Annotated in this window: 12 protein-coding genes; 5 read left to right on the forward strand and 7 right to left on the reverse strand. The window is 60.6% G+C overall.

The genetic code is table 11. The features are described 5' to 3' along the window. The 3 genes from M0954_RS14270 to M0954_RS14280 all read right to left on the reverse strand — a co-directional run. Window positions 1–241: aldo/keto reductase (locus M0954_RS14270; RefSeq protein WP_297353852.1), on the reverse strand; the 241-nt coding region annotated here is incomplete at its 3' end. Next, complete coding sequence (locus M0954_RS14275; RefSeq protein WP_297353854.1) at window positions 238–615, reverse strand: TIGR04076 family protein; 378 nt, start codon at window positions 613–615, stop codon at window positions 238–240. The genes M0954_RS14275 and M0954_RS14270, both read right to left, overlap by 4 nt. A gap of 3 nt (window positions 616–618) precedes the next feature. Further along, complete coding sequence (locus tag M0954_RS14280; protein ID WP_297353856.1) at window positions 619–1,155, reverse strand: cupin domain-containing protein; 537 nt, start codon at window positions 1,153–1,155, stop codon at window positions 619–621. Window positions 1,156–1,413: 258 nt separating this feature from the next. Here M0954_RS14280 and M0954_RS14285 point away from each other — a divergent pair, with 258 nt between their 5' ends. Genes M0954_RS14285 through M0954_RS14295 form a run of 3 tightly spaced genes read left to right on the forward strand, consistent with a single transcriptional unit; the run spans window position 1,414 to window position 4,431 of the window. Beyond that, the gene (locus M0954_RS14285; protein ID WP_297353858.1) at window positions 1,414–1,692 is read left to right on the forward strand and encodes a DUF3311 domain-containing protein; all 279 of its coding nucleotides are present in this window, start codon (window positions 1,414–1,416) and stop codon (window positions 1,690–1,692) included. Continuing rightward, complete coding sequence (locus M0954_RS14290) at window positions 1,689–3,182, forward strand: sodium:solute symporter family protein (RefSeq protein ID WP_297353860.1); 1,494 nt, start codon at window positions 1,689–1,691, stop codon at window positions 3,180–3,182. Before M0954_RS14285 ends, M0954_RS14290 begins: the two co-directional genes overlap by 4 nt. A gap of 43 nt (window positions 3,183–3,225) precedes the next feature. After that, window positions 3,226–4,431, forward strand: coding sequence for a porin (locus M0954_RS14295; protein WP_297353862.1), 1,206 nt, complete (start codon window positions 3,226–3,228; stop codon window positions 4,429–4,431). Between the two features lie 461 nt (window positions 4,432–4,892). On the opposite strand, the gene M0954_RS14300 is transcribed toward M0954_RS14295, so the two are convergent. Then, window positions 4,893–6,086, reverse strand: coding sequence for a phytanoyl-CoA dioxygenase family protein (locus M0954_RS14300; protein ID WP_297353864.1), 1,194 nt, complete (start codon window positions 6,084–6,086; stop codon window positions 4,893–4,895). Window positions 6,087–6,211: 125 nt separating this feature from the next. On the opposite strand from M0954_RS14300, the gene M0954_RS14305 reads away from it, so the two are divergent. After that, window positions 6,212–7,288, forward strand: coding sequence for a LacI family DNA-binding transcriptional regulator (locus tag M0954_RS14305; RefSeq protein WP_297353866.1), 1,077 nt, complete (start codon window positions 6,212–6,214; stop codon window positions 7,286–7,288). Between the two features lie 52 nt (window positions 7,289–7,340). Here the strand turns inward: M0954_RS14305 and M0954_RS14310 are convergent, their stop codons facing one another. Beyond that, window positions 7,341–8,531 carry a hypothetical protein gene (locus tag M0954_RS14310; RefSeq protein ID WP_297353868.1) on the reverse strand — a complete coding sequence of 397 codons (1,191 nt, stop codon included), beginning with the start codon at window positions 8,529–8,531 and terminating at the stop codon, window positions 7,341–7,343. Window positions 8,532–9,073: 542 nt separating this feature from the next. Between M0954_RS14310 and M0954_RS14315 the strand changes: the two genes are divergently transcribed. Continuing rightward, window positions 9,074–9,955: an IclR family transcriptional regulator gene (locus M0954_RS14315; RefSeq protein WP_122156575.1), complete on the forward strand. Its 882-nt coding sequence runs from the start codon at window positions 9,074–9,076 to the stop codon at window positions 9,953–9,955. 54 nt (window positions 9,956–10,009) lie between these two features. Here M0954_RS14315 and M0954_RS14320 read toward each other — a convergent pair whose 3' ends face one another. Together M0954_RS14320 and M0954_RS14325 are read right to left on the reverse strand one after the other, a co-directional pair. Continuing rightward, window positions 10,010–11,419, reverse strand: a complete 1,410-nt coding sequence (locus M0954_RS14320) for an amidase (protein WP_297353870.1) — start codon at window positions 11,417–11,419, stop codon at window positions 10,010–10,012. Window positions 11,420–11,436: 17 nt separating this feature from the next. After that, window positions 11,437–11,838, reverse strand: a 402-nt coding sequence (locus M0954_RS14325) for a ring-opening amidohydrolase (RefSeq protein ID WP_297353872.1), incomplete at its 5' end; no start/stop codon positions are given.

An 11,838-nucleotide genomic window follows, 5' to 3' on the forward strand; every position in this document is an offset into this window, starting at 1 on the left:
GGCTGTCGGCGCCGCGCCGTCGCCGGTAGTCGTCGCGGAACTCGCCAATCATTTCTTCGACGCCGGTGTAGATGTCTGCGCAGTCGAATGCAGTAATACCTGCGTCGTAATAGGCACCCATGTCGGCAATCGCGGCGGCGCGATCCACGCTGCCATGGTCACCGGCGAGTTGCCAACCGCCTTTGAGAATACGTGAGATCGAGTAGCCTGGCGCCAGCTCGATGCGCTGCATCTTTGTCATTCAGAGTCCTTATCAATTATTTTGACCGCGGTCGTATCCACGTGCCGGAACGTGCGTTTGCCGAGCCGCGAAATGCGAAAGCGCGATGGGCAGTTGGGATCGGGACAGGCCACTTCGGCATCGGTCGACATCCAGTCATGCGGATCCGTGGCGCGCTGCTTGGCCGGCAGCAGTGGCAGCAGCGCTGCAAGCGAATAAATTGAAAATGCTTGCCCGGGCGGCAAGTGCAGCATCTCTCCATGCAGCTCGAAATAATCGCCGACGCGTGCACCGCAGTAAAGTTTTGCACCCTCCGGGGCGACGACTTCGACGCGCAGATCGTAGAGTTCGAACGAGGGCGCATGCGCGCGCTCGTCATGAGTGTGAGAGGTCATGGCTCAGGGGTTCGGTGGCGTGACCGATAGAATGATTTCGGTGGGAGTGGTGGATCCGTTGCGATACCGGTGTGGCAACCGGGAGTCGAACGAAATGCTTTCGCCGGCCGCCACCTGGTACTCGATGCCGTCGATCTGCGCGATGAGCTCGCCCGCGATGACGTAGACGCATTCCGAGGACGAATGGCTACGCGGCTCGTCTGCGGAGATTTCGCCCGGTTGTAATACGGCGCGCAGCACTTCGAGCTGTCCGTTGCCGGCAGTCAGGCGCTCGTAGCCGACGCGACCCTTCGGCGCAATCAGTCTCGAGCGGTTGCCCGGGCGGCTGATCCAGACGGCGGGTGCAAGCGTTTGAGCGAACAGCGAGGCGACCGATTCGCCAAATACACCCGCCAGACGTCGCATCGTTTCGAGGCTTGGATCGGTCACCGACCGCTCGATCTGGCTGAGCAGGGTGGGTGAGACATCCGCGAGACTCGCCAGCTGACGCAGCGACATGCCGCGCGCGGTTCGCAATTCCTTGAGTCGTTCACCAATCAATTTGAGGCCTCATATCGTGCAACTGAGTCGTACATTGGTGTGGAGTATAGGTGCACAAAATTGGCTCGTCAATTTTGCCTTGGCCGTCTTCGGCCACCTCCACTCAAAACCGAATATGCTCGCTATTTTGCACATAACCAGGGGTTTACCTAACCCGTTCGAACGAGAAATTGTTTTTGACTCACTTGAAATGTTGTGCACTGTGGATGCACACTTTGCCTCCAGTAGTGCAGTGTAACTTTACGTGGAGCATCGGTCATGGCACAAGATCCCGGGACGGGCGGCGCGCCCCGTTATATGTATCGATGGTTATTGGCGGTTCCTTTCGTATGGCAGGCGGGGCTCGCGCCTGTCATCAACGGGGTGTCGTGGGCGCCATTCGGGCTGCCCTTTCCCATGCTGTGGCAACTGGCGGGAATCGTGCTGACGAGCGTGCTGATCGCGATTGTGTTCCGCCTCGATCGTGCCCATGGCGTCGAGCGTGAGGAGGCGGCGTTCATTGCGGCGACGTCGGGTTCAGCAGGAGAGCCACGATGAAGCTCGGCATCGTTGTGGTGATTCTGCTTGCCACGCTGACCGGCGCGGTGGGCTATGGCCGTCGCACCCGGAAAGGGCATACGTTGTCTGACTGGGCGGTGGGCGGTCGCAGCCTGGGCGCGGTCATCTTCTGGTTCATGAACGCGGGCGAGGTGTACACGACATTTGCTGTGCTCGGCATCTCCGGCTACGCATGGGCGCTAGGCGCGCCTGCGTATCTTGCCTTCTGTTCGGTGTCGATGAGCTATGCGATCGGCTACTGGCTGATGCCGAAGATCTGGCGCGCCGGTCGCACCCGTCAACTCGTTACCCAGGCCGACTTCTTCGCTGCCCGCTACGACGCAACCTGGCTCGGTGTCCTGACGGGCGTGATCGGCATCGCTTCGCTGATCGTCTATGTGCAGATCCAGCTGGTCAGCCTGGGCTTGATTGTTCAGTTGACCCTGGATGACCTGATCTCCACGCAGACGGCCACACTGATTGCGGGGCTGCTGATGATCACGTTCGTGTTCGTCGCGGGAGTGCGCTCCGCAGCATTTGCCGCCGGCGTCAAGGACGTGCTGATGATCGTGGTTGTCGTGCTGTTGAGCGCGACGGTAGCGGGCAAAGTCGGCGCAGCATCGATGCTGGATATCTTTCAGATGGCCGAGGTTCGGCATCCAGGTATTGGCAGATTCCCTGGTCTGGATCCTACGTCACCCACTACCGCGATCTGGTTGATGACATCGTCGATCAACATCGCACTTGGCAACTGGGTCTTCCCTCATCTGTTCCAGATGTCGTATACGGCGCAAAGCGCTACCGCCATCCGGCGTAATGCGATCTGGCAACCGCTTTATTCGCTCGCCTACTTCTTCATCATTCTGCTTGGCTTCGCTGCGTTGCTGGCCGGCACGCATCCGCCCGGCAACAACCTCAACGCGGCCTTGCTGCAGTTCATCTCGCAGCGCTATTCCGCGCCCATCGTGGGCCTCGTGGCGGGCACCGGATTCTTGCTGGCTCTCGCGCCTGGCGCGCTGCTTCTGCTGACTGCTGGATCGATCTTCAGCCGCAACGTGGTCGCGCCGTTCCTTCCGGGTCTGAAGGACAGCACGCTTCTGGTGATTTCCCGCGGCGCGCTCACGGTGTTCGCTGGGATCGCCGTGTGGTTGTCGATCAGCCAGAAAGGCTCGCTCGTCAAGATTCTACTCGACGCCTATTCGGCAATCGGGATGCTTGCGCCCGGTGTCTTCCTTGGGTTCATGTGGAAGAGGACCACTGCGGCTGGTGTGCTTGCGGGTCTCGCGGCCGGCTTTATTGCGCTGCTTGCGCCGTTTGCGGCGCACTACTGGGATGCCATCGCCCCTCAATGCGAGCCCGGACTGATCGCGATGGCCATCAACGCCGCGACGGTTGTGCTCGTCAGTCTGGCCACGCGGCTGCCTGACCGGCATGCGGTGTCGCTCGGCGTTGCGCTTGAGCATGCTGCGAGCGAGCAATCGTCTGTCTGACAAAACCTCTTCGAATGGCAGCCCCCTTTACCTGGAGATCCTGATGAAAAAGAGCAGTATCTGTCTTGCCGTGCTCATGGCGCTACCGGCGCTGGCCGCGGCCCAGAGCAGCGTGACGTTGTACGGGTTGGTCGATTCGGGCCTGACGTTCGTCAACAATACCGGCAAGGGTCATGTCGTCGAAGCGGACACCTGCGGGCCGCCGAGTTGCAACCTCTGGGGCCTGAAGGGCAAGGAAGAACTGGGTGGCGGCACATCTGCGATCTTCACACTCGAGAATGGCTTTAACATCCAGAACGGCAAACTCGGACAGGGCGGCACGGAATTCGGGCGGCAGGCTTTCGTGGGACTCACCAACGATCAATGGGGCACGGTGACGCTTGGACGTCAGTATGATCCGCCCTCGTTGACGGTCGGCTACTTTCCGTCCAGCAATAATTTTGCCACTGGCTACGGGGCGCACTTCGGCGATCTCGACAATCTGAACCAGTCGATCCGCTTCAACAACGCCGTCAAGTACGTGAGCCCGACGTGGGGCGGCTTGCGTGTGGAAGGAATGTTCAGCCTGGGCGGCGTGGCGGGTAATTTTTCGACGAATCGCGTCTGGTCGCTGGCCGCCGCGTATAACAACGGGCCGTTCGCGGTGGCCGCAGGCTATCTGGACATTCAGAATCCTGCGACGAACGCTGGCGGGACCGGCGGCGTCTACGCATCCAATGGCAACTACGTCGGCTCATTGAACGACTACGTCGGGCTGCAGGACGCCAGTTCGATGAAGGTGTTCACGATTGGCGGTTCGTATTCGATCGGTCAGGCAACGCTGGCGTTGAACTACTCGCACACGGACCTGGAAAACAGCCAGTACTTTGTCATCAACGGTTTCGCCGGTGCCGGAAGCGGTAACGACTTCAAGATGGATGCCTACGAAGCCAGCGCAACCTACAGGGTCACGCCTTCGTTGCTGTTAGGCGCGGCCTACATCTACAACGCAGGGAAGGCCGACTACCAGAACCTGAAGCCGGACTTCCAGCAGGTGAACCTGGGGGTGACGTACGCGCTTTCAAAGCGCACCAGCCTCTATGCGATTGCGATCGTTCAGAAGGCTGGCGGCGATGGCATAGCTCCGGTGTTCGACGCGGATGGTGCGGTAGTGGGGCGTACAGCGATTGCCGAAATTCCTGGGGCCGGTTATGACTCCAGCACCTCGAAGCAACTGCTGATGTCCGTGGGGATGTATCACGCCTTTTGAGCTGCGCAGGCATCAAACCTGTCAGGGGGTGTCAAACATACACTCCCTGGTGGATTTAACTCCAGTTGTCTCGCCGCTCAACGCCTGACGATCATTCCGTACTGCGACATATCTTCAACTGTTCACATACCGAAGCTTGCTCAGCCTCCCGACGTTTGAACATCCGTTGACGTGTGCTGCGACCCGCAGTCCCGGGCGTATTTCTCATTCAGGCGAGCTCGCATCACAGGAATACCCGGGGAATAGTTCCCCGTACTAGGCCAATACCCGACTGACTCGAGTTCGGCCAGTTCACGCGACAGGTCAGCCTGGGTCAGCTGTCCGTGCGCCGGTGTGAACGGATAGTCGGCACGCACTACCACTTCGCTGAGCACAAAACTGTTTTCTTGCCTTTACAACAGTCGTAGGGCCGTTGGAAGGGCGCTGACTTTCTGGAGACTAATGCGCCTGCGTCATCCGTTTTACGCTTCCCGTTGCCCCGCTTGCCGACGTAGCGCCGCAACGAACGTCTCGGCTTTCCATGACTCCCGCAGCGCCCGTGCGAACAACATTTGCTGGCTTTCCGGCGCAAGACCGCCTATCGGCGGATCACTATCAAGGTTGGTAGGAAACGGATACCCCTCAGCACTCGACGCAATGACCGCATCGGCTTCAGCTTCGCTCAACCTGCGGGTCACGAGTTGATCGAGCAAAACGGGATATAGCACTTCACACATCCTCGTGCGATCCAGCGATTCCATTGCACGGCCATAATCCGAGGAAATCTGCAACAGATTCGCCATGCGTTGAACGTTTGCCGTGCGGTTCGCCCCGGCCGCATGAAAAAGGGCAGGACTAAAGAAAATCACATCGCCTTTCTCGAGAGGCAACTGAACGTAGTTCGCCTCGAAGTACTCTCGAAATTCCGGGCGCCGCCACGCAAGATAGCCTTGCGCGTAGCGCTGCGAGAACGGCAACAGCTTGGTGGGTCCGCTTTCCACCGGCATATCACTGTGTGCGACCGCGCCTTGCAGTGTCAGGAAGGGCGACATCGTATGGACGTGTGCCGGATAGCGTTCGGCTTCTGCTACGGTCTGGAATCCCAGATGGTAGTCGCGATGCGCCTGTTGCGCGTCGCCGCCGGGACGTACGACGTTCACCTGCGACGTCACCTGGAAACAGGGGCCTAGCCATGCTTGCGCCGCAGCAACCAGCACGGGGTTGGCGTAGTAACGGGCAAACACGGACGGGGCGCGCAAGCAAAGCTTTTGCTGCGCATTCCATATCCTGTCGTTGGCTCCCGCCTTGGCAAAATGATCGGCTGCCGCGCTCCCGGCTTCTCGCTCGTCGTGGATGATCGCGTCGAAGACCGCCGTTGCATCGTCGATTGGCGTGGTGTCGGGAAAGGCGCGCTTCAATACAAGCACGCCTGCGCCATGTTCCAGAATGTCGGCCCACTCGAGTTGCAGCTCCGTGCGCCGCGCCGCATCCTCAAGCACCCCGCTTAACCGGCTGCAATCGTAGAACGGCACGTTCTCCCGTGTTTCGTCTGCGTATTCGGTTCGAACCGCAGCGCGCCCATCGTGCAATACGGTGACAAAGTCGCGAAGCGAACAATCCTGTTCACGGTACGGTTTCCGGCGCCCGTCAACCGGGCGTAAGCGTTGCGTGTCCATATCTGTCTCCGATCCCTTGAAAGGGCACTCTTACACAAGGGTTGCTAATTGGTTTCCCTAACAATACTGCCGTTGCACTGGTCTGCGGTACCATAAACACATCAAAAACACCTCAAACGGAATCCATGTCCCGTCGCTTCCTGATGAAGGAAATCGCTCTGCAGGCCGGCGTTGGCCTCGCCACGGTCGACCGTGTGCTGAATGGCCGTCCAAACGTGCACGAGCGCAGCCGTCAACGGGTTCAACACGCGATCAAGGAACTGGAGAGGCAGCAGTTTCAATTGGCGGTCACCGGAAGAAAACTTGTCGTCGACGTCCTCGTGGAAGCGCCGAGCCGCTTCTGCGACGAGATACGCGAAGCGTTTGAATCGGAGCTTCCCACTCTACGCCCAGCCGTATTCAGGCCACGCTTCACGATGCAGGACACCATGACGACCGCGCAGGTGGTGGACGCACTGGAGGCGATGGGCCGCAGAGGCACGCATGCCGTGTTGCTCAAGGCACGCGACGTCCCTGAGGTGACGGACGCAATTGCCGCGCTGCGTCAACGAGGCATTCCCGTCGTGACGATCTTCACCGATATACCGCGATCGGCGCGTATCGCATACGCGGGTCTGGACAACCGGATGGCGGGCGCGACCGCTGCCTATCTGATCGGCCAGTGGCTGGCGCACTCACAGGGTAACGTCCTTGTGGCGATGAGCGATGACAGCTTCAGGGGCGAGGAAGAGCGTAAAGACAGCTTTCGCGATGAGCTGCACCGGCGCTATCCGAAACTGACTTTGGTCGACGCCAGTGGCGGCCACGGGCTCGACGCCCAGACTGAAGAGCGCGTGCGAAAAGCAATCGGCAGGAAAAAGGCCATCGCAGCGGTGTACTCGATGGGAGGGGGGAACGTCGCGATACTGCGCGCCCTGCATGGGATGGGAAAAGCGCCACAGTGCTTCATTGCGCATGATCTCGACAGGGACAACATTCGGCTGTTGCGCGATGGAAGCATTAGCGCAGTCTTACATCATGACCTGCGTCTGGATCTGCGCAACGCTTGCCACCAGATCATGCATTTCCACAAACTGCTGCCGGCGTCGGCCATCGGCGATTCATCGTCCGTGGTCGTGGTGACTCCGGCAAACATCCCACAGTACATAAACCGCCGTTTCGGCAATACACCGCAAGAATCCGCGATTGACCACGAGAGATGACCCGCCACGGACGACCCCTCGCAGTGCTCGTGCCCGGCACCGCGACACTGGTCTACTGGCCCCACGCGTACTGGATCTGCAGCCGGTTCTGGAAGAACTGCGAAGATTTCGCCGGCGACGTCTGGTATGCAAAGAAGTCTGTCACGTTCCACCCCTTCAGGCGTCCTGAGAAGTTGTACATGGCGTACACGAGGTATTCCGACTGGTCGAGATACGGCGTGCCCGGCGTGCTAATCAGGTGCATGAACGAGTAACCCGCGCCCAGCGTGAGGCTCTGGATCGGATTGCCACTAACCTCGACGCCATAAGCGGCGCCCGATCCCAGGTCCTGTGTGCTGGTGATGAACGGCTGGGCGAACAGCGGGCCTGAAGCGATGTTGTGTGCGTAAGGCGTCACCAGCGCACCGTTGAGGTAGGAGTGCGCGTCCGGCCGCGTGTAGTCGTAGTCGAGGTTGGCGTCGATCGAGTTGTGCTTCACGCCGAGCTGCAGCCCGTACACCTGGCTATGCACGTCGCCGAGCAAGCCAGCGGAGCCACCCTCGATCGCAACCTGTGCGCCCACATACGGCCTGAAGCTACCCTCGTTTGCGCTGATCCGGCCATCCGCATAGCCCATCTGCGTGTAGTCCATATAGTTGACGTACCACGCCTGCCCCTTGAGGTTGAGCGGGCCGACATTAAGGGTCCCCGCGCCGCCCGCACCATAGAATCCGCTCGTGCTCTCGTTGCCAATTTTCGACGCGGAATCGAAACTGGCGTTATACGTCGTCTGGTTGGTGAAGGAGCCACTGATCCACGACTCCCAGCGGAACATGCGGAAGGCCTGAATATAGTTGTCTTTGGTACCGTAGGTAGTCGATACACCCTGGAACAGTTGCGGCGCGATCCGATAGTCATACGGCGAAATGAACGGGATATCGAATTCCTGGTTGCCTGCCGTCACGCTAAAGAGCTGGTGCTGATACTTCACATAAGCCTCGCCGAGCTCGGTGAAAGTCGGCCCCAGGCTGCCGTCGATCCGCGACGGGTCGGATGGGTGAAACAGCGGGCGCGAGATATACCCGCTTGCGCCGAGAGAAAATCCATAGAGCGTTGCGGTCTGGTAGGCGAGCCCACCGCCATAGTTGATGGTGTTTTGGTTAAGACCTTTATTGAAGAAGGCGTTGTGAGCGGCAAAGTAAAACGTCCTGAAATCGCCGGAGAATTGCCCTTGCGTGAACATGTCGACAAGATCGTTCACCACGGGCGGCTGCGTGGCGTCTACAGTCTGAGCCGACGCATAAATTGGCATAACTAACATAAGCAGCTTGAGCGCGTCGCAGCTCAGCGCGCGAAGTGCTGAGTGCCTGGGTCTGATTTTCATGTTTTTATCCGCACAGCGATTGAAGGATGAGTGGCCCGTGAACAGCCCGCGTGGCATTCATGGGAACTGTCGGCAAAGTAACGAGCCAGAATCCCCCATGAGCGACGATTTCGCAGGATGAAAGTGCGGAGAAAAGCACTTTGTTTTCAATCGCTTGGAGACTTTTTCTTTTGAATGAAGGGGCTTTGGCGGACTGAGGACGGCCAGAGGTTCGCCGCAAGGCGCGCGCAGCACCGGCGTTGAACCCTCGTGGTGCATGGATGCGGTTGTATGCACAATTACGTTGAGCGCGTGTCGCTTCTATGGTGCAAACGCGTCGAAATACGAGTCCAGGAACGGCATGGGACTTGCTTAACTATGTCAGAAATTAAAAGTACGGCGCGACAGCAACGCTGTCGCGAAACGACAAGGTGCCAGCAGCCATGACCAGCGAATCCCTCAAGACGGCCCGCGCCAGAACGCGTGGCAATGTTCAACCCATCATTCGCGAAGACCGGACCTCGGTGCAGGCATTGTCGCGAGCGCTTTCGTTGCTGGAGATCCTCGCGGAAGACGACGACGGCTACAGGCTGGTCGATCTCGCGGAGCGTAGCGGATTGCCCGCGCCAACCATCCACCGGCTGCTGACGACCATGCAGCAGCGCCGCTTCGTTTCGTTCGAGGCAGACAAGAATCTTTGGCGAATCGGTGCGCAGTGCTTCTCGGTCGGTTCGGCCTTTGGTCCACGCCGCAACATGGTGGAACTGGCGACGCCCATCGTGCGCAGGCTGCGCGATCTGGCAGGCGAGACCGTCAACATTGGCGGGCTCGACCAGGATGAAATCCTGTTGATCCACCAGGTCGAGAGCAAGCAGATGATGCGGGCAATCTCGCGGCCGGGCAGTCGTTCGCCGCTAGCGAATACCGCGATGGGCAAGACCATCCTGGCGTGGCTGCCGCCCGCGCGGGCCACACAGATCATCCAGAACGGCGGTTTGCAGCGGCGCACGCCACAGTCGATCGTGCGAGGCACGGCGCTACACGATGCGCTGACAGATATCCGCCGGGCCGGCTATGCGATCGACAACGAAGAGACGGCGGTCGGTCTGCGCTGCGTCGCAGCCGCGGTGTTCAACGAGTTTGGCGTGGCAGTCGCGGCGATCTCGGTAGTCGGCCCGACGTTGCGCATCACCCACGAGCGGCTCGATAACCTGAGCTGGCATGTCATGCTCGCGGCCCGCGAAATCACGGCGGCCATGGGCGGCCGCTTGCCGAAGGAAATGGAAGAGATCCTGCGCATCAGGGCATCCCAGCCCCACCACTGAGCGATTCGTCCGGCGGCGAAGCGCCACCGGACGACACGCGCTACGGAACCCCGCTTAGAGCGCCGGCCACGGCATGTCGGCGACATACTCCCGCTGGTACTGCGCGCCGACATTGCAAAGCAGCGCATCGCTGCTGATCGGCCCGACCAGCTGGAAGCCGATCGGCATGCCATCCGGCGCAGGCGCGGCTGGCAGATTGAGCGCCGCACTTCCGGCCATGTTGACGAACGCGGTGAAAACGGCGTGGCCGCGCGGGCCGACCGTGCGGTTGTCGATTATGTTCGGAAACGCCTCGGACGCGGGCCACGGCATCGCCGCAGCGGACGGCGTCATGATCATGTCGTAGCTATCGAACACCTGCTCCAGCTCCCGCTTCAGCTTCGCAAACTGAGTCAGCGCTTCGTAGTACTGCGAAGCGGACAAGGCGGACCCGCTCGTGATGAGCTTGCGAATCTCGTCGCCGACCTGCGCTTCCCATCCATCGTGATAACCCATTAGCCACGACAAGCCCGTCTGGCTCACGACCGACCACGATTGACCGAGTGCGTCGATATCGAACGGCTCGCTGCCGACGTCGATCTCGTGGCCGAGCGACTCGAGGGCGCGGGCCGCCTGGGCGACGCTGTGAGCAATCGCAGGGTCGACTGGCGAACCGCCGAAGCTCGGTACGTAGAGAATGCGGCAGGGCGGAGGTGTCTGAGCTTCGAACGCATCTTCCTTCAACTGCGTGGACAGCGGATCGCGGCTATCGGGCAGGCCGATGATCCGCATCACGAGCCGCACGTCTTCGATCGTCCGTGCGATTGGCCCGACCACCTCGCAATCGTGCAGCACGGTGGCGAAGCCTTCGGCGCGCGCTACGCGTCCACGTGAGGGCTTGAGGCCCACGAGACCCGTATAAGACGCTGGGCGCCTGATCGAGCCGCCGCCATCGGTGGCGAGCGCGATCGGGCACAAGCCCGCGCTGACCGCTGCCACTGCGCCACCGCTGGAGCCACCCGGCGTCAACGCCAGATTCCACGGATTGCGCGTTGGCCCGAACAGCAGGTTGTCGGTATAGCCTTGCACCGTGAACTCGGGGCAATTAGTTTTGCCGAAGATCACCGCGCCCGCGGCCCTCAACCGTGCCACCGGTAGTTCATCGGCGTGCGGCATGAATTCCGAGTACAGGGCGCTGCCCCATGTCGAGCGCATGCCGCGCACCATCAAGTTGTCCTTGACGGTGATCGGCACACCATCGAGCTGACTGAGCGGCGTGCCCGCACGCCAGCGCGCCTCGCTCTCGTGTGCGGCCTGCAGGGCCCCGGCGGGATCGAGCGTCACCACCGCGTTGATCTGCGCATTGACCGCCTCGGTCCGAGCCACCACGCTATTGAATACATCGACCGGCGAGCAGGTGCCGCTGGCGTACGCTTCTGAAAGATCGGCGGCCGAGCGGGCCCACAGTCCATTTTGATTCGTCAAGATTCGCGCCCCGTCCGTCAAACACGCATGATCGCGGCGATCGGCATTTCTCCCGGCGCGCATTGGTGCTCGGTTCCGCCCGAAACGAAAATGGCAGGATTCCCGATAATCGACGTAATCACCGCGCCCAGCGCTGCGCGGGCGTGGCGCTCGTAATTGATATCCGCGTCCGACAGCATGGTGGTACGCCAGCCGCGAATGCGGCCGTTGGGGCTCGCATCGGCCTTGGCGAACACGGCCGCCACCGCTTCGCTGCCGGATGGGCTGGCAGCTGTTGCCGTATCGTCGAGCAAGGCGCGGATCGCATCCGCATCCACCACGTCGTGGAGGATGCCGTGACGGATCGTGAAATCGCTGGTGGCCGCCGGCGAGTTGCCGAACAACAGCACCTCGCAATTTTTGAGTTCGCCTCCTGCCGA

Origin of the sequence: Paraburkholderia sp., from assembly GCF_026225065.1 — a bacterium.
Taxonomy (GTDB): domain Bacteria; phylum Pseudomonadota; class Gammaproteobacteria; order Burkholderiales; family Burkholderiaceae; genus Paraburkholderia.

Bases quoted from the DNA above. Each gene is read 5' to 3' on its own strand.
- M0954_RS14290 (WP_297353860.1), top strand. From the start codon at position 1,689: ATGAAGCTCGGCATCGTTGTGGTGATTCTGCTTGCCACGCTGACCGGC.
- M0954_RS14305 (WP_297353866.1), top strand. From the start codon at position 6,212: ATGTCCCGTCGCTTCCTGATGAAGGAAATCGCTCTGCAGGCCGGCGTT.
- M0954_RS14300 (WP_297353864.1), bottom strand. From the start codon at position 6,086: ATGGACACGCAACGCTTACGCCCGGTTGACGGGCGCCGGAAACCGTAC.
- M0954_RS14315 (WP_122156575.1), top strand. From the start codon at position 9,074: ATGACCAGCGAATCCCTCAAGACGGCCCGCGCCAGAACGCGTGGCAAT.
- M0954_RS14295 (WP_297353862.1), top strand. From the start codon at position 3,226: ATGAAAAAGAGCAGTATCTGTCTTGCCGTGCTCATGGCGCTACCGGCG.
- M0954_RS14285 (WP_297353858.1), top strand. From the start codon at position 1,414: ATGGCACAAGATCCCGGGACGGGCGGCGCGCCCCGTTATATGTATCGA.
- M0954_RS14275 (WP_297353854.1), bottom strand. From the start codon at position 615: ATGACCTCTCACACTCATGACGAGCGCGCGCATGCGCCCTCGTTCGAA.